At 65.1% G+C, this 24,260-nt stretch carries 23 protein-coding genes and 1 tRNA gene; 18 read left to right on the forward strand and 6 right to left on the reverse strand.

What is annotated here, in order from left to right; genetic code table 11:
- Positions 1-71: 71 nt before the first annotated feature.
- From ACWIKC_RS06900 to ACWIKC_RS06910, 3 genes are all read left to right on the forward strand, one after another.
- Positions 72-1,421: a M28 family peptidase gene (locus ACWIKC_RS06900; RefSeq protein WP_454599372.1), complete on the forward strand. Its 1,350-nt coding sequence runs from the start codon at positions 72-74 to the stop codon at positions 1,419-1,421.
- A 22-nt stretch (positions 1,422-1,443) separates the two neighbouring features.
- Positions 1,444-3,924 carry a ribonuclease R gene (gene rnr, locus ACWIKC_RS06905; protein WP_454599373.1) on the forward strand — a complete coding sequence of 827 codons (2,481 nt, stop codon included), beginning with the start codon at positions 1,444-1,446 and terminating at the stop codon, positions 3,922-3,924.
- Between the two features lie 102 nt (positions 3,925-4,026).
- The gene (locus tag ACWIKC_RS06910) at positions 4,027-4,542 is read left to right on the forward strand and encodes a redoxin domain-containing protein (protein ID WP_454599374.1); all 516 of its coding nucleotides are present in this window, start codon (positions 4,027-4,029) and stop codon (positions 4,540-4,542) included.
- A 53-nt stretch (positions 4,543-4,595) separates the two neighbouring features.
- On the opposite strand, the gene ACWIKC_RS06915 is transcribed toward ACWIKC_RS06910, so the two are convergent.
- Positions 4,596-5,048: a universal stress protein gene (locus ACWIKC_RS06915; RefSeq protein WP_454599375.1), complete on the reverse strand. Its 453-nt coding sequence runs from the start codon at positions 5,046-5,048 to the stop codon at positions 4,596-4,598.
- A gap of 141 nt (positions 5,049-5,189) precedes the next feature.
- Here ACWIKC_RS06915 and ACWIKC_RS06920 point away from each other — a divergent pair, with 141 nt between their 5' ends.
- From ACWIKC_RS06920 to ACWIKC_RS06940, 5 genes are all read left to right on the forward strand, one after another.
- Positions 5,190-6,530, forward strand: a complete 1,341-nt coding sequence (locus tag ACWIKC_RS06920; RefSeq protein WP_454599376.1) for a pyruvate dehydrogenase complex dihydrolipoamide acetyltransferase — start codon at positions 5,190-5,192, stop codon at positions 6,528-6,530.
- 14 nt (positions 6,531-6,544) lie between these two features.
- Positions 6,545-7,039: a hypothetical protein gene (locus ACWIKC_RS06925; protein ID WP_454599377.1), complete on the forward strand. Its 495-nt coding sequence runs from the start codon at positions 6,545-6,547 to the stop codon at positions 7,037-7,039.
- The gene (locus tag ACWIKC_RS06930; protein ID WP_454599378.1) at positions 7,036-7,458 is read left to right on the forward strand and encodes an acyl-CoA thioesterase; all 423 of its coding nucleotides are present in this window, start codon (positions 7,036-7,038) and stop codon (positions 7,456-7,458) included. Before ACWIKC_RS06925 ends, ACWIKC_RS06930 begins: the two co-directional genes overlap by 4 nt.
- A 254-nt stretch (positions 7,459-7,712) precedes the next feature.
- On the forward strand, positions 7,713-9,122 hold the full coding sequence (lpdA, locus tag ACWIKC_RS06935; protein ID WP_454599379.1) for a dihydrolipoyl dehydrogenase: 1,410 nt from the start codon (positions 7,713-7,715) through the stop codon (positions 9,120-9,122).
- Positions 9,123-9,217: 95 nt separating this feature from the next.
- Complete coding sequence (locus tag ACWIKC_RS06940; protein ID WP_454599380.1) at positions 9,218-9,391, forward strand: hypothetical protein; 174 nt, start codon at positions 9,218-9,220, stop codon at positions 9,389-9,391.
- Positions 9,392-9,418: 27 nt separating this feature from the next.
- On the opposite strand, the gene ACWIKC_RS06945 is transcribed toward ACWIKC_RS06940, so the two are convergent.
- Positions 9,419-9,506: transfer RNA gene (locus tag ACWIKC_RS06945), tRNA-Ser, on the reverse strand.
- Between the two features lie 163 nt (positions 9,507-9,669).
- Between ACWIKC_RS06945 and ACWIKC_RS06950 the strand changes: the two genes are divergently transcribed.
- The 10 genes from ACWIKC_RS06950 to mazG all read left to right on the forward strand — a co-directional run bounded on the left by ACWIKC_RS06950 (position 9,670) and on the right by mazG (position 18,530).
- Positions 9,670-10,686: a lytic murein transglycosylase gene (locus tag ACWIKC_RS06950; protein WP_454599459.1), complete on the forward strand. Its 1,017-nt coding sequence runs from the start codon at positions 9,670-9,672 to the stop codon at positions 10,684-10,686.
- Positions 10,670-11,677, forward strand: a complete 1,008-nt coding sequence (locus ACWIKC_RS06955) for a septal ring lytic transglycosylase RlpA family protein (RefSeq protein ID WP_454599381.1) — start codon at positions 10,670-10,672, stop codon at positions 11,675-11,677. Before ACWIKC_RS06950 ends, ACWIKC_RS06955 begins: the two co-directional genes overlap by 17 nt.
- Positions 11,678-11,745: 68 nt before the next feature.
- Positions 11,746-12,864, forward strand: a complete 1,119-nt coding sequence (locus ACWIKC_RS06960; protein ID WP_454599382.1) for a D-alanyl-D-alanine carboxypeptidase family protein — start codon at positions 11,746-11,748, stop codon at positions 12,862-12,864.
- The gene (tmk, locus tag ACWIKC_RS06965) at positions 12,861-13,505 is read left to right on the forward strand and encodes a dTMP kinase (protein ID WP_454599383.1); all 645 of its coding nucleotides are present in this window, start codon (positions 12,861-12,863) and stop codon (positions 13,503-13,505) included. Before ACWIKC_RS06960 ends, tmk begins: the two co-directional genes overlap by 4 nt.
- Positions 13,502-14,449 carry a DNA polymerase III subunit delta' gene (locus tag ACWIKC_RS06970; RefSeq protein ID WP_454599384.1) on the forward strand — a complete coding sequence of 316 codons (948 nt, stop codon included), beginning with the start codon at positions 13,502-13,504 and terminating at the stop codon, positions 14,447-14,449. The genes tmk and ACWIKC_RS06970 overlap by 4 nt, the downstream gene beginning before the upstream one ends.
- Positions 14,442-15,998, forward strand: coding sequence for a methionine--tRNA ligase (gene metG / locus ACWIKC_RS06975; RefSeq protein WP_454599385.1), 1,557 nt, complete (start codon positions 14,442-14,444; stop codon positions 15,996-15,998). Before ACWIKC_RS06970 ends, metG begins: the two co-directional genes overlap by 8 nt.
- Complete coding sequence (locus tag ACWIKC_RS06980) at positions 15,998-16,774, forward strand: TatD family hydrolase (RefSeq protein WP_454599386.1); 777 nt, start codon at positions 15,998-16,000, stop codon at positions 16,772-16,774. Before metG ends, ACWIKC_RS06980 begins: the two co-directional genes overlap by 1 nt.
- Positions 16,771-17,538: an MBL fold metallo-hydrolase gene (locus ACWIKC_RS06985; protein ID WP_454599387.1), complete on the forward strand. Its 768-nt coding sequence runs from the start codon at positions 16,771-16,773 to the stop codon at positions 17,536-17,538. Before ACWIKC_RS06980 ends, ACWIKC_RS06985 begins: the two co-directional genes overlap by 4 nt.
- Positions 17,535-17,705, forward strand: coding sequence for a hypothetical protein (locus ACWIKC_RS06990; protein WP_454599388.1), 171 nt, complete (start codon positions 17,535-17,537; stop codon positions 17,703-17,705). The genes ACWIKC_RS06985 and ACWIKC_RS06990 overlap by 4 nt, the downstream gene beginning before the upstream one ends.
- Positions 17,706-17,759: 54 nt before the next feature.
- Positions 17,760-18,530, forward strand: coding sequence for a nucleoside triphosphate pyrophosphohydrolase (gene mazG, locus ACWIKC_RS06995; RefSeq protein ID WP_454599389.1), 771 nt, complete (start codon positions 17,760-17,762; stop codon positions 18,528-18,530).
- On the opposite strand, the gene hflX is transcribed toward mazG, so the two are convergent.
- The 4 genes from hflX to ACWIKC_RS07015 form a co-directional block, all read right to left on the reverse strand.
- The gene (hflX, locus tag ACWIKC_RS07000) at positions 18,527-19,825 is read right to left on the reverse strand and encodes a GTPase HflX (protein WP_454599460.1); all 1,299 of its coding nucleotides are present in this window, start codon (positions 19,823-19,825) and stop codon (positions 18,527-18,529) included. The two genes, mazG and hflX, sit on opposite strands and share 4 nt — an antisense overlap.
- A 17-nt stretch (positions 19,826-19,842) precedes the next feature.
- Positions 19,843-20,403, reverse strand: coding sequence for an RNA chaperone Hfq (gene hfq, locus ACWIKC_RS07005; RefSeq protein WP_454599390.1), 561 nt, complete (start codon positions 20,401-20,403; stop codon positions 19,843-19,845).
- A 169-nt stretch (positions 20,404-20,572) separates the two neighbouring features.
- Complete coding sequence (gene ntrX, locus ACWIKC_RS07010) at positions 20,573-21,958, reverse strand: nitrogen assimilation response regulator NtrX (RefSeq protein WP_454599391.1); 1,386 nt, start codon at positions 21,956-21,958, stop codon at positions 20,573-20,575.
- Between the two features lie 11 nt (positions 21,959-21,969).
- Positions 21,970-24,213, reverse strand: coding sequence for a sensor histidine kinase (locus ACWIKC_RS07015; protein ID WP_454599392.1), 2,244 nt, complete (start codon positions 24,211-24,213; stop codon positions 21,970-21,972).
- Positions 24,214-24,260 lie beyond the last annotated feature (47 nt).

A 24,260-nucleotide genomic window follows, 5' to 3' on the forward strand; every position in this document is an offset into this window, starting at 1 on the left:
GGGAACGTGATACGGACATGTGTACGGAAGGGGCGTTGATCTTTGCGCATAATCCCGCAACGGTAGGGGCCATGAGAAAAATCGCCCTGCTCGCCGCCGTCCTTGCCACTCCGCTTGCCGCCCAGACCCAGCCCGCAGACGAGGTTTCCGCCGATCGGCTGCGCGCCGATGTGGAAAAGCTGGTTTCCTTCGGGACCCGCCACACGCTGTCTGAACAGGACGATCCCGAGCGCGGGATCGGCGCGGCGATCGATTGGGGCGCGGAGGAAATGCGCAACATCTCGGCCGATTGCGGCAATTGCCTCGAAGTGATCCTGCCCGAACGGATGATCGAGGGAGCCCGGGTGCCGACCCCGACGCGGCTGCGCAATGTCGTCGCCATCCAGCGTGGAACCGAGCGTCCCAATGAAGTCGTCGTCGTGCAGGGGCACATCGACAGCCGGGTTTCGGATGTCTCCGATTTCACCAGTGATGCGCCGGGCGCCAATGACGACGGTTCGGGCACTGCGCTGGTGATCGAGGCGGCGCGGGTGCTGTCTGCCAACAGCCATCCGACCACCATAGTCTATGCGTTGCTTTCGGGTGAGGAACAGGGGCTTTTTGGCGGCCAGCTGCTGGCCGACTGGCTCGGCGAGCAGGGCTTCACGGTCAAGGCGGTGCTCAACAACGATGTCGTCGGCAACAGCTGCGGCAGCGACGGTTTTTGCGATCCCGACCACGTCCGGGTGTTCTCCGAAGGCCCGCGTGCCGATCTCACCGATCCCTTGCGCGCCGCGCAGCGCCGCGAGGGCGGCGAGAACGATTCCCCCAGCCGCAACCTCTCGCGCTGGATCGACGGGCTCGCCGAGCAAGACGAGGCCGGTCTCGATGTCCGCCAGATCTGGCGGGTCGATCGCATGGGGCGGGGCGGGGACCAGATCCCCTTCCTCGAGGCGGGCTATCCCGCAGTGCGCTTCAGCGTTGCGGTGGAGGATTACGACCACCAGCACCAGGACCTCCGCACCGAGGATGGCACAGTGTACGGCGACACGGTCGACGAGATGGATTTCGCCTATCTCGCCAGGGTGACCCAGCTCAATGTCCGCGCGCTCGACCGGCTGGCCTCCGTGCCCGTGCCGCCGGCCCCCACGGCGCAGGCCGCGGTTCGCACCTCGACGCTGATCGAATGGGCGCCCGTGGCGGGCGCAGCCAGCTACGAGGTCTATCGCCGCCGGACCGATCAGCCCTCATGGGAAACCGCGCCGGTGGTGGTGGTGCCCAACACTGCGGCCCTCCGTACCGATCTGACGGCTGTCCGCGGCGACGACTGGTTCTTCGGGGTCAACGCCTGCTCCGCGCAAGGCGCCTGCAGCCCCGTCGCCAGCGCGGTCCCGGCGGGACAATTCGCGCCCGTCTCAGTCGAAGAGGATGACAGCGAGTAGCCGCGACCCCATATGGCGAGGCATGAATAAGAAAACCGATACCACCAGCCGCACAGCCGGCATGCCCTCCCAGACCGAGATCATCGAGTTCATCCAGAGCTACGATGGCGCTGCGGGAAAGCGCGAAATCGCCAAGGCGTTCGGGCTGAAGGGGCAGGAAAAGATCACGCTCAAGAAGCGGCTCAAGCAGATGGCCGAGGAAGGGCTCATCGACGGTAAGCGCACCGCCTATCATCGTTCGGGCGATGTCCCCAAGGTCACCGTGCTCAAGATCGTATCGATCGAGGATGGCGAGCTCTACGCCGAACCCGAGAGCGAGGACCCCGAGGCCGAAGGCAAGCCGCAGCGCCTGCTGGTCAAGGAAAGCAAGAAACACGGCGCACTCAAGCGCGGCGACCGGATCCTCGCGCGCACCGAGCAGACCGAGCACGGCTGGCGCGCGCATCCCATGAAGAAACTGCCCGCGCGCAGCGAAGGGCTCATGGGGGTCGTCGAGATCGACCAGGCTGGCAAGGCCTGGCTCGCGCCGGTCGACAAGAAGGTCCGCAATTCCTCACCCATCTCCGATCTCGGCGGTGCCGAGGATGGCGAGCTGGTGATCGTCGAGCGCACCGGCAATTCGCCGCGCGCCGGGGTCAAAGTGGTCGAGGTGGTCGGCGATCCGCTGGCCCCCAAGAGCTTCAGCATGATCGCCATCGCCAAGCACGGCATCCCGCATGTCTTCCCAGACGAGGTCGTGGAAGAGGCCAAACACGCCGCCAAGCTCCCGCTCTCGGACGACAAGCGCGAGGATTTGCGCAAAGTGCCGATCATGGCGATCGACCCCGCCGATGCGCGCGATCACGACGATGCGATCTGGGCCGAGCCAGACGGATCGGGCGGCTACCGCGCCATCGTCGCCATCGCCGATGTCGCCTTCTACGTCCGCCCCGGCGGCGCGCTCGACAAGGAAGCTCGCAAGCGCGGCAATTCGGTCTATTTCCCCGATCAGGTCGTGCCGATGCTTCCCGAGGTGCTCAGCGCCGATGTGTGCTCGCTCAAGCAGGATGTCGACCGCGCGGCGATGGCCTGCCATCTGCGGATTTCGCCCGCGGGCCAGATTACCGAATGGCGTTTCACCCGCGCGATCGTCCGGCTGGCGCGCAACATCGCCTATGAGGACGCGCAGGCCGCTATCGATTCCGACGACGCGCCCGAGGCGCTGACAAATCTGTGGGGCGCGTGGAAGCTGCTCCACCAGGCGCGGACCGCGCGCGATCCGCTCGAGCTCGACCTGCCCGAGCGGCAGGTGCGCTTGAACGACAAGGGCCAGATCGAGGAAATCGCGGTGCGCGAGCGGCTCGATGCCCACCGCGTGGTCGAGGATTTCATGATCGCCGCCAATGTCGCCGCGGCCAAGGCGCTCGAGGCCAAGACCGCCCCGGTGGTCTATCGCGTCCACGAACCGCCGAGCCGCGACAAGCTGATCGCCTTGCGCGAATATATGGCGACGCAGGGTCGCAAGATCGCGCTGGGCCAGGTGATCACGCCCAGCCTGTTCAACCGCCTGCTCAAGGATGTCACCGACGAGGCCGAGAAGGTGCTGGTGATGGAAGCGGTGCTGCGCAGCCAGTCGCAGGCGTATTACGGCCCCGCCAATGCCGGACATTTCGGCCTCTCGCTGGGCTCCTACGCGCATTTCACCTCGCCGATCCGGCGCTATGCCGATCTGCTGGTCCACCGCGCGCTGGTCGATGCCTACAAGCTCGAACAGCCCAAGCCGGAAGGTGGGCTGCCGGCAGGTAGTGGCCTCGCCGACCGCGACCGCGATTCGCTGCAGGCGATCAGCGACGCGATCAGCCAGACCGAACGCCGCGCGATGGAAGCCGAACGCGACACCATCGACCGCTATGTCGCCGCCTGGCTCTCGGGCCGGGTGGGCGAGACCTTCGACACCCGCATCACCGGGGTGCAGGGCTTCGGCTTCTTCGCCACGATCGAGAAGCTGGGCGGCGACGGGCTGGTCCCGGTCTCGACGCTGGGCCGCGAGTATTTCCGCTACGACGAGGCGTCGCAGACGCTTGTGGGCGAGGGCAGCGGCACCAGCTATTCGGTCGGCGACAAGCTCAAGCTGACGCTGGCCGAAGCCAATGCGCTGACCGGGGCATTGAAGTTCGAGGTGCCCGAAAGCGAAGGCAAGGGCATCGAACCGCGCGGCAACCGCGATGGTGGGCGCAAGAAGCCGGGCGGTCGCAGTGGTGGGCGTCCCGGCGGGCGCTCTGGTGGCCAGGGCGACAAGGGCGGTCCCCCAAGAGGCAAGGGTGGCCCGGCAAAGGGGAAACCGGCGCATGGCAAATCCGCACAGGGCAAATCCGCACAGGGCAGACCCGCGCAGGGCAAGCCAGCGCAGGGTAAGTCCCCAGCGGGCAAGTCTGGGGAGGGCAAGTCCACGACAGGTCAGCATGCACAGGGCCAGCGCGGCCGCCCTGCGAACATCCGGCACCAGGGGCGCAACAAGAAGTAGGGCTGCGGGGCGGTGGTCGGGTTCGTTCCTTTACCGCCCCGCCGCCCTCTTCCCGGAACAGCCGCGCATCGCACACATTGCATGGGGAAAGGAGATACCCCCATGCTGCCCCCCGGTGCCGCCGCGCCCCACCTCGACCTTCCGCTGACGATCAAGGCGCGTTTCTTGCTGTCCGACCAGCATCCCGACGCTTTCACCATGCTGGTGTTCTATCGTGGCAGCCATTGCCCGATCTGCAAGCAATACCTCACCGAGCTCGGCGGGCGGCTGGAGGATTTTACCAGCCGCGGGGTCAATGTCTTCGCGATCTCGATGGATTCGCCCGAGCGCGCCGCGACCGCGCATGAGGAATGGGACACGCACGACCTTCCGCTGGCGCATTCGCTGAGCGAGGATCAGGCGCGTGAATGGGGTCTGTTCCTTTCCGCCGCGCGCGCCGACAGCAAGGAGCCTGAAGTTTTTTCCGAGCCCGGACTGTTCCTGCTGAAACCCGACCGCTCGGTCTATTTCGAAGTGGTCCAGAGCGCGCCCTTCACCCGGCCCGATCTCGACCAGCTGCTCGAGAGCATCGATTTCATTGCCGATAAGGATTATCCGACCCGCGGCACGCGCACCTGAGCGGCGCCGTTGCGAAACCAGCCCCGCTCAAGCCAGCCGCTCAGGTCAGCCGCTCAGGCCAGCCGGTCGAGCGCCTCTCGGTCGAGCCCGCCGGGTATGATGTACAGCGGGCAGGGTAGCGTCCCCGCATGTGCGGAAAAGTGGCTCACCAGTGGGCCCGGTCCGCCCTCGGCGCTCGCGCCCAGCACCAGCGCCGCGATATCCTCGCGCTCCTCCAGATAGGTTCGCACGATCGCTTCGGGGTCGCCCAGCCGCACCGCGATCTGCGGCATCTTGCCGCTCTCGGCGAAGATGTTTCCCGCCGCGGAATTGGCCATCACCTCGGCGCGCTCGCGCGCTTCCTGCTCGATGGTCGCCTGCACCCCGCCGAAGGCGTTGAAATTCTGCCGCGGCACCAGCGCCAGGATATGCACCGAGCCCCCGGTCCGCGCGGCGCGGTGGCTGGCGAAGCGCAGCGCGCTCTTGGCCTCCTCGGTCTCGTCCATGACGACAAGGTATTTGCGCATCGGCTCTCTTCGCTCCCCAAATGCTCAGAATTGTGGGGTATCCGGCTTATTGGTATTCTGTGCAAGAACCTTGCGGGAAGCGGGCAAATTGGCCAGAGGTGCGGCACGCCATTCCGACGCAGCGAGGACGCGCTCCACCCCATGCCGATCGCCATCAAGATGCCCGCCCTGTCCCCCACCATGGAGGAAGGCACGCTCGCCAAATGGCTGGTCAAGCCGGGCGACACGATCAGCTCGGGCGACATCATGGCCGAGATCGAAACCGACAAAGCGACGATGGAATTCGAAGCGGTGGACGAAGGCATACTGGCCTCGATTGCGGTCGAGGAAGGCAGCGAGGGCGTGAAGGTCGGCACCGTGATCGCAATGCTCGCCGAAGAGGGCGAGGATGTGGAGGCGGTGGCCGAGGGCGGGGATGGTGAGAGCTCTTCTGACGATGGCAAGGACAGCGCGCGTGCTTCGACAGGTTCGGCACGAACGGATGATGGTGCAGAAGATTCCCAAGCCAAGGAAGAACCCACCCCCGTTCGCCCTGAACCAGTCGAAGGGCCCGCACCCAAACCCGAGGGCGATCGCATCATCGCCAGCCCGCTCGCCAAGCGCATCGCCGAGCAGCAGGGCGTCGACCTCGCCACCGTGACCGGCAGCGGCCCCAACGGCCGCATCGTCAAAGCCGATGTCGAAGCCGTCGAGGCGGACACCGCCGCTCCCGCGAAACCGCAGGACGATGCCACCGCCGAGATGGCCGCGCCGCGCACACCGTCGAAGACCCCCGCCGAGAGCGAATACGGTGCACCCTACGAAGAAGAAAAGCTCTCCAGCGTGCGCAAGATCATCGCGCGCCGCCTTACCGAGAGCAAGCAGCAGGTCCCGCATTACTATCTCGCGGTCGATGTCCGGCTCGATGCGTTGCTCGACCTGCGCAAGCAGCTCAACGCCACGCTCGAGGCCGACGGGGTCAAGCTGTCGGTCAACGATCTGCTGATCAAGGCGCTGGCGCGCGCGCTGATGCGGGTGCCGCAATGCAACGTCAGCTTCCAGGGCGAGACGATCCACAAATACACCCGCGCCGATGTCTCGGTGGCGGTCGCCGCGCCCAGCGGGCTGATCACCCCGATCATCACCGAGGCCGACACCCGCGGGCTCGCCTCGATCAGCACACAGATGAAGGCGCTGGCCGAGAAGGCCCGCGAGGGCAAATTGCAGCCGCACGAATATCAGGGGGGCACGGCCAGCCTCTCCAATCTCGGCATGTTCGGGATCAAGCAGTTCGATGCGGTGATCAATCCGCCGCAGGGCATGATCATGGCGGTCGGCGCGGGCGAGCCGCGGCCCTATGTAGTCGACGGCGCGCTCCAGGTCGCCACCGTGATGACCGCCAGCGGCAGCTTCGACCACCGCGCCATCGACGGTGCCGACGGCGCGCAGCTGATGGAAGCCTTCAAGCAATTGTGCGAAAACCCGATGGGCCTGGTGGTTTGATGAACGATCGCCGCATGAAAAAGATAGCGAGCCTCTGCGCGTCTATCGTCCTGCTGGGCGCGACCGCCTGCGATTACCAGAACGACCCGGGCGAGCCTCGCACCTACGACATGCAATCCGCCGAGGAGGCCGCCATGGTCGACGCGCGGCCGGTGCAGATCGGGTTCGACGGGCGGCGCTTCGCGGCCTGCGCCAGCTATGGCGAGGTCACCAGTTTCAATCCGCGCGGCGAGGACACGCTGACAGTGCGCGCCGCGCCTGCCGGGAGCGCTTCGGAAGTCGACCAGCTCGCCGCGGGCACCGGCGTCGCCATGTGCCAGAAGGTCGGCGGCTGGATCGGCATCGTCTATCCGCCCCCGGCTGATGCGGTCGAGGAAGGCGAGGAGGTCGAGGAACTGATCAATTGCGGGGCCGGATCTCCGGTTCCGAACGCGCGCAATTACGAGGGCCCGTGCCGCTCGGGCTGGGTCCGCGAGGAATACATCCGCTTGATGGGAAGCCAATCATGACCGAGCGCGTCCCGATGATCCGGATCACCGCCATGCCTGCCGACACCAATCCCTATGGCGGGGTATTCGGCGGCTGGCTGATGAGCCAGATGGCGCTCGGCGCAGGCGCGCTTGCAAGCCGGTCAGGGCAGGGCAAGGCGGTGGTCGTCTCGGCCAGCGATTTCGCTTTTCCCGGCGTGATGGCGGTGGGCGACGAGCTCTCGGTCTATTGCGATATCGTCGCGGTCGGCAAGACCTCGATGACGGTCGAGGCCGAGGCCATCGCCCGCGAGCGCAATGGCGAGGCGACCACTCGCGTTGCCGAGGGAACCTTCAAATTCGTCCTGCTCGACGACCAGGATCGCCCGCGTCCGGTGCGGCTCTCCGCCGAAGCGGCGTTGCCCCTGCGCGAAAAGGCAGGCGCGCAGAACGATGCCTGAACGCTTTCCTACACGGGTAGCACTGGGCCATGGTCGGACCATGATTCGCACCCGGTTTTCCGCTGCATTTCCGGCTTCGGCAAAAGCCAGACCGGGCTGTGACCTTGCGCTTCCGGAAAGCCACAGTGGCATTTGCACAAGGCCGCAGAATTCCGCGGCGCAGCGGCGAAAGTCGCATGTCTTAGAACCCGTCGTAGTGTCACCTCCCGCTGGGGACTTCGCGCGCGCCGGGCACAGCAACGCACAAGGTTGGTATGGCTGAAAAATACGATTTGATCGTGCTTGGGAGCGGGCCGGGCGGCTATGTCGCGGCGATCCGGGCTGCGCAGCTTGGGCTCAAGACCGCGATCGTCGAGCGCGAGCTGCTCGGCGGGATTTGCCTGAACTGGGGCTGCATCCCGACCAAGGCGCTGCTGCGCTCGGCGGAGATCTTCCACTATATGCAGAATGCTGGCGATTACGGGCTCAAGGCCAAGGAGATAGAGGCCGATCTCGACGCGGTGGTCAAGCGCAGCCGCGGCGTCGCCAAGCAGCTCAATCAGGGCGTCACCCACCTGATGAAGAAGAACAAGATCGCGGTGCATATGGGCGAGGGCAGGTTGACCGGCCCGACCTCGTTGACGGTGAAGACCGACAAGGGCGAGCAGAAGCTCGAGGCGAAGCATGTCATCGTCGCCACCGGAGCGCGGGCGCGCGAGCTGCCCTTCGCCAAATCGGACGGCAAACGCGTCTGGACGTATCGCCACGCGATGACGCCCAAGGAAATGCCGGGCAAGCTGCTGGTCATCGGCTCGGGTGCGATCGGGATCGAATTCGCCAGCTTCTATAACGACATGGGCGCCGAAGTAACCGTGGTCGAAATGCTCGACCGCGTTGTCCCGGTCGAGGACGAGGAGGTTTCCGCCTTCCTCGCAAAATCGCTGACTAAACAGGGCATTGCGATCAAGACCGGTGCCGGTGTCGAGGATCTGAAGGTCGCAGCCAAGGGCGTCACCGCGAAGATCAAGGGCAAGGATGGCAAGGTCGAGACCACCGAATTCAGCCATGTGATCGTCGCCGTGGGCATCGTCCCCAACACCGAGGATATCGGCCTCGAAAAGCTTGCCGAGATCGATCGCGGCTTCGTCCAGATCGATCCCTACGGCCGGACCAAGAGCAAGGGGCTGTGGGCGATCGGCGATTGCACACCGGGGCCCTGGCTGGCGCACAAGGCCAGCCACGAAGGCGTCACCGCCGCCGAAGCGATCGCGCAGGAACTCGGCAACGACGAGGTCCACCCCCACGCGCTCGACCGAGCCAACATTCCCGGCTGCACCTATTGCCACCCGCAGATCGCCAGCGTCGGGCTGACCGAGGCCAAGGCCAGGGAAGCGGGGCACGAGGTCCGGGTCGGCAGCTTCCCCTTCATCGGTAATGGCAAGGCGATCGCGCTCGGCGAGGCCGAGGGCTTCGTCAAGACGGTGTTCGACGCCAAGACCGGTGAGCTGCTCGGTGCCCACATGATCGGCGCCGAGGTGACCGAACTGATCCAGGGCTACACCGTCGGCAAGCAGCTCGAGACCACCGAGGCCGAGCTGATGCAGACCATCTTCCCGCATCCGACGCTGTCCGAGATGATGCACGAGAGCGTGCTCGCCGCCTACGACCGCGCGGTGCATATCTGACACGCGCAGCCATCCGGCGCGCCAGACCATCGTCTCGTCGCCCGCCGCCGGACCACCTTGCCTCCTCGATGGTTGAGCTATCGAGGAGACGACATATGGAATATGAAATCGACGACGACCCGCAGGGCGAAAAGGACGAGAACCTCGGCAAGCGCGACGGCGGGATTATCGAGGACCACCGCGCACTCAAGAACCAGTCCAGCGTCAAGGCGGAGGACTATCCGGTCAAGGATCGCCTCGCCCAATCTCTGGTCGGCAAAAAGCGCTGAAGGTCAGGGCTGACGGGCTGGCAAATGTGGCGGACAGGGTGGGATTCGAACCCACGGATGCTTGCGCATCGGCGGTTTTCAAGACCGCTGCATTCGACCACTCTGCCACCTGTCCGCTCGGTGCCAGCCGTTAATAGGCGGGCGCGGGATTGTCACGCCCTGACGCGCGGCAATCTGTCATGCCCCGGAACAAGCCGGAGCGTGGTGGATAGGAGACGCAAGACATATCGCGTTCATTGGCGATGTGCGAGGGAGCGCCCATGATATTCAAACGTCCGATGCTCAAGCGCTTGAGCAAGACCATCGCCATCGCCGCGGCGATCTTCGCCGCCCAGCCTGCCTATGCGCAGGACATGCCCTTCGATTCCTATGTCCAACTGCTCATGGCCAAGGCCCGGGCGCAAGGGGTCAGCGAGGGCACGATCGCGCGGATGACCGCAGGGCTTCAGCCCAATCGACGCGTGATCGAGCTCGACCAGGCGCAGCCCGGCTCACCGACGCGCTCGGGATTCCCGCCGCTGTCCGACTACATCGCCCGCCATGTTGATCAGGCGCGGATCGGCCCCGGACGTCGCGAATATGCCAATGCTCGCAGCACGCTCAGCGCGATCGAAGGCGAGTATGGCGTGCCCGGTGAAATCCTGGTCGCGATCTGGGGCCATGAGACGGCCTATGGCAACGTCCGGGGCGGGTTCGATCTGTCGCAGGCGCTGGCCACGCTGGCATGGGAAGGCCGCCGTCGTGAGCTGTTCGAAAACGAGTTCCTCGCCCTGCTCAAGGTCGCCGATCGCGGCTTTTCGCGTTCCGAGCTCCAGGGTAGCTGGGCGGGTGCCTTCGGCAATCCGCAGTTCCTGCCGAGCGTTTACCTGCGCCTCGCCACCGACGGCGACGGTGACGGGGTCGCCAATATCTTCACCAACCGCGCCGACACACTGGCCTCGATCGCCAACTACTTCCGCGACGCAGGCTGGCGGACCGGCCAGCCCTGGGGCGTGAGCGCATCGGTACCGCGCGGTTTCGATACCGCCTCCGTCAGCACCGAGCTCGTCGCGCCGGTCTGCGCACGGGTGCACGAGCGCCACAGCCAGTTCAAGACGGTCGCCGAATGGCGCGAACTCGGGGTTCAGCCGCTGCGCCCGATGGGAGAAACCACGATGGCCTCGCTGTTCCAGCCCGATGGGCCGGGCACACCGGCCTGGCTGTTAACGTCAAATTATCGGGTTATCCTCGAATATAACTGCTCCAATTACTACGCGATGAGTGTGGGTTTGCTGGCAGATGAGATTTCCCGTTAAGAACCTGACGCGTCTGGGCCCGGTCGCACTGGGCTTTGCGCTCGCATCCTGCATTCCGGGCGCAACCGCGGTCGAGAGCGCGCCGATGGCGTCCGACGCGATGATCGATCGCGGGGTGCAGACAGGTCCGCAGGCCGATTATCCGGTCGTGGTCGGCGAACCCTTCACCATCGACGGCATCACCCACACCCCCGTCGATGTGCTCAATTACGACGAGGTCGGTTATGCGACCTTCGACGAGCCGGGCGCGAGCGGGATCAGCGCCGCACACCGCACGCTGCCGCTGCCCAGCTATGTCGAGGTCACTTCGCTCGAGAGTGGGCAGACGATCCTGGTGCGCGTCGAGCGACGCGGGCCGATGACCAATGCCCGGCTGATCGCACTCTCGCCCGATGCCCGCGCGCAGCTTGGCGTGGGCGAGGGCACACCTGTCCGCGTTCGCCGCGTCAATCCGCCCGAAGAAGACCGCGCCGAACTGCGCGCCGACCGCACCGCAGGCCTGCGCATGGAAACGCCCCCGGGCCTGCTCGAAGTGCTCAAGCGCAAGCTTCCCGCGGTGGGCTCGGCCTCGCTGACCCGCGCGGAAGGCGAGGAGGCTGCTGCGCTTGCCAACGCCGCACCCTCGGCCATCCGCTCGGTCGATCCCAACACCGGTGCGCCCTCGACCCGGGTTCCGCTCGAGGACGAGGTCACGAGCGGCACGGTCCGGGCGACCGGCGGTGCACCGGCAGCCGCTCCTGCACCCGTCGCCACCCCCGACCCGGCGCCAAAACCGTCGGGCGATGGCAATTACGTAGTGCAGGCCGGAGCTTACTCGTCAAAGGCCGCCGCTGAGCGGGTTGCCAGCAGCATCGACGGCTATCTCGAACCCGTCGGCAGGCTGTGGCGGGTGCGAACCGGTCCCTTCACGACCCGTGGACAGGCCTCGACCGCGCTCGCCAAGGTGCGCGGTGCCGGTTATAGCGGCGCTCAGATTGTAACGCTGAGATAGGCCGCCGGGTGCTCCCGGGGGCGGGAGCACATTTGATCCGAACCGTCGCACTTTGCCTGGCAGCCGTCATGCTGGGCGCTGCAAGCCCTGCCCCTCAGCGGGATGGCCCGCGCCCTCCGAGCGCGCAAGACGCGCCGATCGCGCTGCTCGTCGATCTGTCGAGCGGACAGACGCTGTTCGCGCGCGAGAGCGACCGCCGGTTCATGCCGGCCTCGATCACCAAGGTCATGACCGCGTTGCTGGCCTTCGAGATGATCGAGGATCAACGGCTGTTTCCGGAGCAGGTGATGACCGTCCGGCCCGACACCTTTCGGCGCTGGAGCCGGGTTGGCTCGACCATGTATCTGCCCCACGACGCGCGGGTCACGGTCGACGAACTGCTGCACGGCATCACCACGGTTTCCGGCAATGACGCCTCGGTTGTGCTCGCCGAAGGCGCGGCAGGCTCGGTCAGGCAATGGCTCAAGGGCATGAATGCGACCGCCGCGAAATACGGCATGCGCGACAGCCATTTCAACACCCCCAACGGCTGGATGGACGAGGGCCGGACTTTTACCACCGCGCGCGATCTGGTGACGATGGGAAGCGCCATGGTACGCCACCATCCGAGCAAGTATCGCCATTTCTTCGGCGCGACGGGGCTCGAATACAACGGCATCACACAGCGCAACCACGATCCGATAACCGGCAGCGTCGAAGGCGCGGACGGGATCAAGACCGGCTTCACCAATCAGGCCGGATATGGCTTTCTCGGCAGCGCCGAGCGCAACGGGCGTCGGCTGGTCATGGTGGTCGCAGCGAGCCCCAGTGGCCGAGCGCGCAATGCTGCATCACGCGATCTGATCGAATGGGGTTTCGCCAATTTCGACAGCATCCGCCTGTTCGAGAGGAACGAAGCGATTGCCGACGCAAGGGTGCAAGATGGCAGCGCGGGTGCGGTCACCTTGGCGGCGCAGGCTCCCGTCCGGCTGTCGATCCCGCGCGACCGGGAAGCGGATATCGATCTGACCATTCGCTACGAGGGTCCGTTGCGTGCGCCGATCGAGCAGGGCGAGGAAGTGGCCCGGCTGCTGATCAGCGTCGATGGCGAGCAAGTCAATTCGGTCCCGCTGGTCGCGACACAGACGATCGTCGAGGCGAACCTGCTGCGGCGTGTGTTCAACGGGTTGCTGGGGTGGGTCACGTGAGCTGCGGTCGCTTTATCGCGCTCGAGGGAGGAGAGGGGACGGGCAAGTCCACCCAGGCCCGCCTGCTGGCGGCCGCGCTCGAGCTGCGAGGGATCAATGCCCTGCTCACCCGCGAACCGGGGGGGACGCCCGGAGCCGAGGCGATCCGTGCGCTGCTGCTCGATCCGCCGGGCGAGGGTTGGGGGATGCGCGCCGAGGCGCTGCTGTTCGCCGCGGCACGCTCCGATCATGTCGAGCACCTGATCCGTCCGGCGCTGGACGAGGGGCGCTGGGTCGTCTGCGACCGTTTCCTCGAATCCAGCCGCGCCTATCAGGGCAAAGCCGGATTGCTCGGCGATGAGATGGTTCGCTCGCTCCACACGCTTGGCAGCGAAAGCCTGTTGCCCGATCTGACGCTGGTCATTGCAGTTGATGGATCGACTGCTGCCGACCGGCTTGCCGCTCGCGACGGCGCCGTCTCCGATGCGATCGGCGGACGCGAGGCAAGTTATCATTCGAGCGTCAACGCCGCCTTCATCGAATTCGCAGCCGCCGAGCCCGAGCGCTTCGCGATAATCGAGGGCGAGGGTTCGGTGGATGAAGTCCACGCGCGCATTCTCTCCGCGATCGATCCGCTGCTAGAAACCGGATCCAGCGCATGATCGGCCATGACGCGGCATGGTCGGCCTGGCGCGATGCCATGGCGGGCGAGCGGATGCACCATGCCTGGCTGCTCGCGGGCAAGTCCGGTCTGGGCAAGATGCACTTCGCCCTCGCCGCGGCACGCGAACTGGTCGGGGCCGATCCCGGCGTCGCGCACCATCCCGATATCCATGTCCTCACACATCTGCCCAAAGACGACAAAGAGGAGCGCAAGCGCAACGAAGGCAAGCCCTTCGAGATCAAGCGCAACATCACCATCGGGCAAGTCCGCACCATGCAGCAGCGGCTCAACACCCGACCGACGATGGGCGAGCGGCGCGCGATCATCGTCGACCCTGCCGACGATATGGAGCGCAACGCCTCGAACGCCCTGCTCAAGAGCCTGGAGGAGCCGCCGGTGGGTACCTTCTTCCTCTTGGTCAGCCATCGCCCGGCCAAGCTGCTCCCGACCATCCGCTCGCGCTGCCGGACATTGCGCTTCCACGCGCTGACGGATGGCGAGATCGCGGAGCTTGTCGCGCGGCTGGCACCCGAGGCCAACGATGCCACCCGTGCCGCCGCCGTCACCGCCGCAGCCGGTTCCCCAGGGCGTGCGCTGGCTTTCGTCGAACTCGGGCTGGGTCCAGTCGCGCAGATCCTGCATCTGATTGCGGAGCAGGGCGATCCCGAATTCACGCTGCGCGGCGAGCTGGTCGCCGCCATCGGCACCAGGCCCGATCGCGGGCGGCTCGAGGCAGTCCTCGAACTGGCGCGCTCGATCCTCGACGAGGGCCTCGCCGATCTCGACCGCAAGCTTCTCCCCCCGCGGATCGCCGCGCATGCCGAACTGGTCCGCCTGACTGGCGAGATGCCGACCTACAATTACGATCCCGGGCTGCTGGTCATGGAAATCGGCACCTTGCTCGCCGGCGCGGCGCAGTCTAGCGGAGGCGCCCATGGCTGAGCCCTTCTATATCACCACGGCGATCAACTATCCCAACGGTCGCCCGCACATCGGTCACGCCTATGAGGCGATCGCGGCGGATGTCATCGCCCGCTTCCAGCGGCTGCGCGGCCGCGAGGTCCGGTTCCAGACCGGGACCGACGAACACGGACTGAAAATGGCGCGCAAGGCCGCCGAGCAGGACCGTACGCCGCGCGCTTTGGCGGATGAAATGTCCGGATATTTCAGGGCGATGGACGACGCGCTTGATATTTCCTACGACCGCTTCATCCGCACGGTCGAGGACGATCACCACCGCGCCAGCCAGGCGATCTGGCAGGCGATGGAGGCCAAGGGCGATCTCTATCTCGACCGCTACGAGGGTTGGTACTCGATCCGCGACGAAGCCTATTACGATGCCAGCGAACTGAGCGAGACCGAGGGCGGCGAGAAGCTTTCGCCGCAAGGCACACCGGTCGAATGGACCGTCGAGGAGAGCTGGTTCTTCCGATTGTCGAAATATCAGGAGCCGCTGCTCGAACTGCTGAGGACCCCCGGTTTTCTCGAACCCGAGAGCCGCCGCAACGAGATGATTTCCTTCGTCGAGGGTGGATTGCGCGATCTTTCGGTTAGCCGCACCAGCTTCGACTGGGGGGTCAAGGTGCCGGGCAGCGACCAACACGTGATGTATGTCTGGGTCGATGCGCTGACCAATTATCTGACCGGGCTGGGTTATCCCGACGATACCGAAGACTGGCGCCGCTTCTGGCCCGCCAGCCTGCATCTGATCGGCAAGGACATCGTCCGCTTCCACACGGTCTACTGGCCCGCCTTCCTGATGAGTGCCGATCTGCCGCTGCCGCGCAAGGTGTTCGGCCACGGCTTCATCCTCAATCGCGGTCAGAAGGAATCCAAGTCGCTCGGCAATGTCACTGACCCACTGGCGCTGGCGGAAACCTTCGGGGTCGACAATCTGCGCTATTTCCTGATGCGCGAAGTCGCCTTCGGGCAGGACGGCAGCTATTCGGCCGAGGCGATCGTCGCGCGCTGCAACGCGGAGCTGGCCAACAGTTTCGGCAATCTGGTCCAGCGCGCCTTATCAATGGTTCACAAGAACTTGGACGGTGCCTTGCGCGCGTTCGCTCGGGCCGAGGCCGACGAGGCGCTGCTCGCCACGGTGCGGACCTCCTGCCGCGACACCTTGCCCGAGCGCTTCGAGGCGCTCGATTTCAGCCAGGGTATCGAAGCATGGATGCAGGCGGTCTGGGCCTGCAACCAATATGTCGACGAACAGGCGCCCTGGGCGCTCAAGAAGACCGACCCGGAGCGGATGGAGGCGGTGCTGCTGACGCTGGTTATCGCCATTCGCGACCTAGCGCTGGCGATCCAGCCGGTGATCCCGACCCGCGCGGGCGCCGTGCTCGACATGCTCGGCATCCCCGAACACGGTCGCAGTTATGCCGATCTCGACGACGCGGGCTGGTATGATGCGCTGGTCGCCGCCGGTCACAGCATTGCCAAGCCCGAACCGATCTTCCCGCGCCTCGAACCCGCAACCGAGGCCGCGTGATGCTGGTCGATAGCCACTGCCATCTGGAATATAAGGGCCTGGTCGAGGATCAGGCCGCGGCGCTCGATCGCGCGCGCGCCGCGGGTGTGAAGACCTTCCTCAACATCTCGACCAAGCGATCCGAATGGGATCAGGTCGTGGGCACCGCCCAGCGCGAGCCCGATGTCTACGCCAGCGTCGGCATCCACCCGCATCACGCCGACGACCATCAGGATCTGAGCCACGCCGCGCTGCGCGAAGCCACCGACAATCCACGGGTGATCGGCATCGGCGAGACCGGGCTCGACTATTATTACGAACATTCGGATCGCGCCGCGCAGCAGCGTCTGTTCCGACTGCATATCGCGGTGGCGCGCGAGGTGCATTTGCCGGTCATCATCCACACCCGCGATGCCGAGGACGACACGCTCGCCATCCTCGAGGAGGAGTTGGGGAAGGGCGCCTTTCCGGCGCTGATCCACTGTTTCACCGCCTCGGCCGAATTCGGCGAGAAGGTGCTGGCGCTGGGGCTGTCGATCTCGATCTCGGGAATCGTCACCTTCAAGAACGCGCGCGACCTGCAAGCAGTCGCGAAGACCGTTCCGGCCGACCGGCTGCTGGTCGAAACCGATAGTCCTTTCCTTGCGCCCGTGCCGCATCGCGGGAAGCCGTGCGAGCCGGGTTTCGTCCGCGACACCGCGATCTTCCTCGCCGATCTGCGTGGCGAGAGCCTCGAACAGCTCGCCCAGACCACCACGCGCAATTTCCATGCGCTGTTCACCAAGGCGGCAGCGTGAAATTGCTGATGCTCGGCTCGGGCACCTCGACCGGGGTGCCGCGCATCGGCAACGACTGGGGCGAATGCGACCCCGCCGAGCCGCGCAACCGCCGGACCCGCGTCTCGATCCTGGTCGAGAACGACGCCGGCCAACGCATCCTGATCGACACATCGACCGACCTGCGCCAGCAATTGCTCGCGAACGACATCGAGCGGGTCGATGCGGTGCTGTGGACGCATGATCATGCCGATCACTGCCACGGGATCGATGACCTGCGGGTCATGCGCTACGGGCGCAGCAATGCGCTGCCAGGCTATGCCGACCCCAAAACGGCGAAGAACCTTCGCAGGCGGTTCGACTATGTCTTCGAGGGCCAGCATGGCTACCCGACGCTGATCGAACTGTCCGACCTGCGCGATCAGCGGCTGGTCGCCGGCTTCTCGCTCGAATGGGTCGAAATGCCGCATGGGCCGACCCACAGCACGGGGTTCCGGCTCGAGGCCGATGGCGTGTCGCTGGTCTATGCCACCGATTACAGCGAGATCACGCCGCAGATGCTGTCCTGTTTCGCGGGTGTCGATCTGCTGGTGAGCGATTGCCTGCGCCGCGCTCCGCACCCCACGCACGCCAGCCTCGGCCTGGCGCTGGAGTTGGCATCGAAGACGAAGGCGAAGAAGACCGTACTGACGCATCTCGACAAAAGCATGGATTATCGCGCGCTGTCGGAAGAAGTGCCCAAGCGCGTGATCGTCGGTTACGACGGGCTGGAGCTGGCGGCATGAACGAATTCGACATCGTCTCGATCATCTCGCTGGTCGGATTTCTGGTGCTCGCGGTCAGCGCCTTGTCGGCGCATCGGCTATCGTGGAAGAAGGGCATCGTGATGGCACTGTCCTGGGCCGCGATCTTCGCAATCGTCGCGCTGTTCATCAGCATGATCGAGGGATGAGCACCCTCCTCATACCCGCTTCTAATTTAACATAATATATATTATCATTCTAATATGTCCGACACTTCCGCCCAACTCACCCGCCTCCTTGCCGTCATGGCCCGCCTCCGCGACCCCGAAAATGGCTGCGAATGGGATCTGGCGCAGGATTTCACTTCAATCGCGCCCTATACGATCGAGGAAGCCTACGAGGTCGCCGATGCGATCGAGCGCGCGGATATGACCGACCTGCGCGGCGAACTCGGCGATCTGTTGCTCCAGGTCGTGTTCCATGCCCGCATCGCGGAGGAAGCCGGACATTTCGCCTTTGCCGATGTCGCGCGAGCGATCGCCGACAAGATGGAGGCGCGCCACCCCCATATCTTCGGTGACGAGATCGGAACCATGGGCGAGACGCGCTGGGAAAACCTCAAACAGACCGAACGCGAGGCTGCCGGTGCGACCAGCGCCATGGATGGCGTCGCCAAGGCGCTGCCCGGTTTGCTCCGCGCGCAAAAACTCCAGAAACGTGCCGCGCGCGTCGGGTTCGACTGGCCGGACGCCGATGGCCCGAGAGCCAAGGTTTTCGAGGAAATCGAGGAGCTTGGATCGGCTTCTTTGGAGACCCGTCAGGAAGAGGCCGGCGATCTGCTGTTTGCCGCAGTCAATCTGGTGCGCGCCTATGGTATCGAGGCCGAAGAGGCACTGCGCGCGGCCAATGCGAAGTTCGAGCGGCGCTTCCGGGCGATGGAAGCCCGCGCCGAGGGCGCCTTCCCCGACCTGTCGCTCGATCAGCAGGAAGAGCTGTGGCAGGCGGTCAAACGCGACGAGAAGAACGCCAGCTAAAGCGAGGAAAACCTTCCGAATTCCTTCGGCGTAAGCCGCACCGACAACAGCCTGACGGGTCCATCGTCGAATTCGGCGCTCTTTTCCTCGATAACCTGGCCATGCTGATGCAGCCAGGCACTCCGCATACCGTCGCCCGCGGTCAGCTCGATTTCGTAAGTGCGCGAGTCCAGTGTCAGGAGCGCGTCGATCCGGTGGAGCAGGTCCTCGACCCCTTCCCCGGTCAGCGCCGAGATCGGAATGCTCTTGTCATCATGCGAGGCGATTTCGGCAAGTTCTGCGCGCCGCTCGTCCGGCAAGGCATCGAACTTGTTCCACGCCTCCACGATCGGAATCTCGCTCACCCCGCTCTCCGCGTCGATCACCTCGAGATCCGTGAGGATTTGTAGCACCTGCTGCTTCTGCGCGGCGGCGTCGGGATTGGCCATGTCGCGGACGTGGACGATCACGTCGGCGCCGGTCACCTCTTCGAGCGTCGCACGGAAGGCGGCGACCAGCTGCGTGGGGAGATCGGAAATAAAGCCCACCGTGTCCGACAGGATCGCCTTTTCGACGCCGGGCAGTTCGATCGCCCGCATTGTCGGGTCCAGCGTCGCGAAGAGGAGGTCCTCCGCCATGACGTCGGAACCGGTCAAGCCGTTGAACAGCGTCGATTTTCCCGCATTGGTATAGCCCACCAGCGCGATCACCGGCCAGGGCGCCCTGCCCCGCCGCGCGCGATGCAGCGCCCGGGTTTTTCGGACCTGTTCCAGTTCCTTGCGCAATTGCGCCATACGCTGGCGGATCAGCCTGCGGTCGGCCTCGATCTGAGTTTCGCCGGGGCCGCCGAGGAAGCCGAAACCGCCGCGCTGGCGCTCGAGGTGCGTCCAGCTGCGGACCAGACGGCTTTGCTGATAATCGAGATGCGCCAGTTCGACCTGCAGCCGCCCTTCGGCGGTAGCAGCGCGTTCGCCGAAAATTTCGAGGATCAGCCCGGTGCGATCGATGACCTTGCGCGCCAGCTTGTCTTCGAGATTGCGCTGCTGGATCGGGCTGAGCGTACCGTCGACGACCACCAGTTCGGCCTCTTCCTGCTCGCACTGGATGCGGATGTTGTCGACCTGTCCCGAACCGAACAGCAGATTGGGCTTCACCTGCCGTACGGGCAGCACGAAACCCTCGGCGATCACGATCCCGATCGCCAGCGCCAGCCCTTTCGCTTCCTCGAGCCGTGACTCGGCATCGAGTTCGTAGGACTGGCCGCGAATATCGGGACAGATGACGAGAGCCCGCGCACCGCGCGAGACTTCACCCAGCAGGTCGTCGTCGAAGCTCAGTTTTCTTCACCTTCCCAGTCGTCCGACAGATCGACCGCGGTGGCGGGCTGGATCGTCGAGACGGCGTGTTTGTAAGCGAGCTGCACATAGCCCTCGCGTTCGAGCAGCATACAGAACAGGTCGTAGGCCGCGATCCGGCCCTGCAGCATCACGCCATTGACGAGGAACATCGTTACCTGCGCCTCGGCCTCGCTCACCCGGCTGAGGAACACATCCTGCAGCAGGCGCTGCTTTGCGCCCGAGCCCTGTTTGGCGAACTGATCCGCATCGAGCGGCGAGCCCGGCATGATCGTGGAAATGGCGTGCTTGTAGACCAGCTGCGCCTGTCCATCGCGGCGCAGCAGGATCGAGAAATTGTCGAACCAGGTGATGATACCCTGCAGCTTCACGCCTTTGACCAGGAACATGGTCACCGGCATCTTGTTCTTGCGCAGCAGGTTGAGGAAGCCATCCTGAAGGTTCTGTGGCTTGCCGCCGGGCGCTTTATTGGGGGCGGGCTTTTCCGCCGAGGGCGGCTTCTCCGCGCTCGGGCGCGGGGATAGAGTCTTTTCGGACATGAATCTGCCTCCTGTTGTTGGCGGCCGCTCTGCGCAGTCCGCAATCTGGGCGTCCATCCGGTTCGATTGCGAATGTGCGCCCGTCAATTATGCGCGAATGTGGGTCGTGCCGCCCAAAAGACAAATGCTTTTATCGCCGCCGCGTTCCGCGACTAGCCGGCGATCGGGGTCAGGACGAGCCTTCCCCGCCCTTGCGGTCGGTCATTCCCAGCATCTTGAGCTTCCTGTGGAGCGCCGATCGCTCCATCCCGATGAAGTTCGCCGTCTTGGAGATATTGCCCGAGAACCGGCGTATCTGGACGGCGAGATATTCGCGCTCGAAATTCTCGCGCGCCTCGCGCAAGGGCGCGCCCATCATCGCCGCCATCGCTTGCCCGCCGCCGATCTTGCCCTCGGTGACCTCGCCCGACAGCATGGCCGGCTCGACCCTTTCGAGCTCGTCGCGCGGCGTGAGGATGATGGTGCGCTCGACCACGTTGCGCAGCTGGCGGACGTTGCCCGGCCAGTCATAGGCCTGCAGAGCCGCCATCGCCTCCTCGGTCACCTGCGGCGGGGAGAGGCCCTGTTCGGCGGCGTAGCGGGCAAAGAAATGGTCGGCTAGCACGGGAATATCGTCACGCCGTTCGGACAACGAGGGCACCTCCACCGGGACTACGTTGAGGCGGTAGAACAGGTCTTCGCGGAAGCGCTTTTCTTCCATTTCGCGCTGGAGATCGCGCGCGGTCGAGGAAACAACGCGCACATCCACGCCGATCTGGCGCGAGCCACCGACCCGAACGAAGCTCTGCTCGGTCAGGACACGCAGGATGCGTGCCTGGGTCGAGAGCGGCATATCGGCCACCTCGTCGAGATAGAGCGTTCCGCCATCGGCCATTTCGAGCAACCCGGCGCGGACCAGCTTGCCGTCCTGCTCCTCGCCGAACAATTCATGCTCGAAGCGCTCGGGCGTGATCCGCGCCGAATTGACCGTGACGAAGGCGTGATCGGCGCGCGGGCTCCAGCTGTGGAGGAGGCGCGCGGCGACCTCCTTGCCGGCGCCTGCCGGGCCATAGATCAGGACCCGGCTGCCGGTGCCCGCCACCCGTTTCAGCGTCGCACGCACCTGCGTGATGGCAACCGAATTGCCGGTGAACTCGTCCTCGGTCCCGAGATGGCTCTTCAACCGCGTGTTCTCGCGCCGCAATCGCTCGGTTTCGGTGGCCCGTTCGACCAGGAGAAGCAGGCGTTCCGCCTCGAAGGGCTTCTCGATGAAATCCAGTGCCCCGCGGCTGACTGCGGCAACTGCGGTGTCGATATTGCCGTGCCCGGAGAAGATGATCACCGGCAGTTGGGGCTCGCGGATCTTGATCTCGTCGAGCACCTCGAGCCCGTCCATCGGGCTGCCGTGCAGCCAGACGTCGAGCAAAACCACGCTGGGCCGTTTCTCGTCGATCGCGGCGAGCGCGGAGACGCTGTCGCCAGCGGTGCGACATTCATAGCCTTCGTCGCTCAACACGCCGGCGACAAGATCGCGGATGTCGCGCTCGTCGTCCACGATCAGTATGTCCAGAGCCATGTTAAGCTACCTCATTCATGCGATTGTGCGGTGTTCGAACGCGGCGTGTTTGCCGCTGGTCGCTCGGTCGGATCGCGCGCGAAGCGCATCCTCACGCAGGTGCCCCCACCCTCGCGGGCCGAGAAACCCATCTCGCCCCCATGCTCCTCGACGATCTTGTTGACGATGGCCAGCCCCAGCCCGGTGCCTTTGTCACGCGTAGTGACATAGGGTTCGAGAATACGTTCTCGATCCTTGGGGAGCCCGACGCCGTTATCTTCGACGGTCACTGTCAGCGCGGTTTCATCCGCCTCGACGAGTACCACGATCTTGCCGCGATAATCGAGGGGCGCCTGGGTGGCCTGCGCTTCGACCGCTTCGCCAGCGTTCTTGAGCACATTGATCAGCGCCTGGCCGAATTGATGGCGATCGCACTGGATGGTGATCGGCCCGTCGGTATCGCCCGCCAGACTGTAGTCGACCTCGGGATGCCCGACCTCCTGCAGGAAGAGCGACTGCCGTATGAGATCGAGCGCGTCCTCGGGGCGGAAGACCGGCTTGGGTAGCCGGGCGAAGGAAGAGAACTCGTCGACCATTTTCCGCAAATCGCCGACTTGCCGGACGATGGTGTTGGTCAGGTCGTCGAACAGCTCCCCATCCTGCAGGATCTGCTTGCGATAGCGCCGCTTCAGACGCTCTGTAGCCAGCTGGATCGGGGTGAGCGGGTTCTTGATCTCATGCGCGATCCGCCGCGCGACATCCGACCAGGCGGCCTGCCGCTGATCGAGGAGTTGGCGGGTGATGTCCTCGAAAGTGATCACATGGCCGTCGCGCTCGGGGCCGATCTTGACCGCCAGCGTCAACAGATCGGAACCCTTGGAATAGCTGACGATGCCCTTCTCGAGGCCCGCCTCGACCATCACCGCAATCTGCGGCGCGAGATCGTAGATATTGCGTGCCCCGCCGTCGCTGTCGCGATTTGCGTCGCCCAGCAGAGCCTGCGCCGGGCCGTTCATAAGCAGGATGCGCCCTTCGCGGTCGATCGACATCACGCCGGCGCTGACCGATTCGAGCACTGCCTCGATGAAGCTGCGGCGTTCCTCGATCTGGCGGTTCGCGGTAACCAGCGCGTCGGTCTGGCGTTCGAGCTGCGCGGTCATGCGGTTGAAGGCGCGGTTGAGCAGACCGATCTCGTCGCCGCCGGTCCGACCTTCGACGCGCAGCGCGAAATTGCCCCCACCGACCTCGCGCGCAGCGGCGACAAGATCGGTGAGCGGCTCGACCTGGCGGTCGGCAAATCGCAAGGCAAACCATACCGCCAGGCCGACCAGGCCGAGGCTGACAAAGAACAGCGCCAGATTGAAGCGCAATTGCAAGGCACGGGCGCGCTGGGTGAGGTCGTCATAGGCCTGCGTGATCGAGCGCGCGCTCTCCCAGCTCTTGAAGCTGTCGCCTTCGGAATTGCGCGCGTTGTAGAGATAAATGCCTGCGTCGCGATCGATCGGCGCCAGCGCCTCGATCCGCTCTTCCGATCCCTGGACGACCACCGGCTCGCCCGCCTCGAGCGGCTCGGCGCTGCTTTCGGCGAAAGCCACCGGATCGCTGTCCTCGCTCAAGCCATACACCACTGCGGTGCGCATGCTCCCGTCGGGCATGGCCTGGAGGATGGCGCTTTCGTTCACATCCCGCGGCTGCGCCTGATACTCGTAGACCAGCGCGAAATTGGGATCGGTTACAGCCACGCGTCCCAGAATGCTGCGCATGTCCATCGCCATCGAGACCGTCTCTTGCGACAGATCGAGCTGGTTTTCCTCGTAATAGTTCTGCGCCAGGCTGTTGGTGTTCTCCATCAGCCCGCGCGAGCTGTCGGAGAACCAGAAATCCACGCCCGACTGAAACAGGAAGGCAGCAAAGCCCGCCACCAGCAAAGTCGGCACTGCGGCGATCAGTGAGAAAAAGAACACCAGCCGGACATGCAGTCGCGCCGTGCTGCCCGCTGCGCGCCGCAATGCCAGACGCCTGCCCAGCAGCACGAGCAGTGCCATAGCCGGCACCAATGTCCCGATCAGCAGGCCCGCAACCTGTTGCGAAGGCAGCAATTGGCCATCGGGCGGTGCGTTGGTGAAGGCGAGGTAGCCGCTCACGATCATCACCACCACCGCCAACGCCGAAGCGATCTCGAGCCAGGCGAACAGGTTCGAGCGGCGCGATGTCACCACAAAGCGGCGCAACCAACGCGGGGTCTGTCGGAGAGGTGAGTGCGCCTGGGTGGCCATCGTTGCCGGGTTACAACGACACTGTGGCCATTATGCAAGCTATTAAT

It is taken from the genome of Qipengyuania sp. SM2507 (assembly GCF_053714505.1).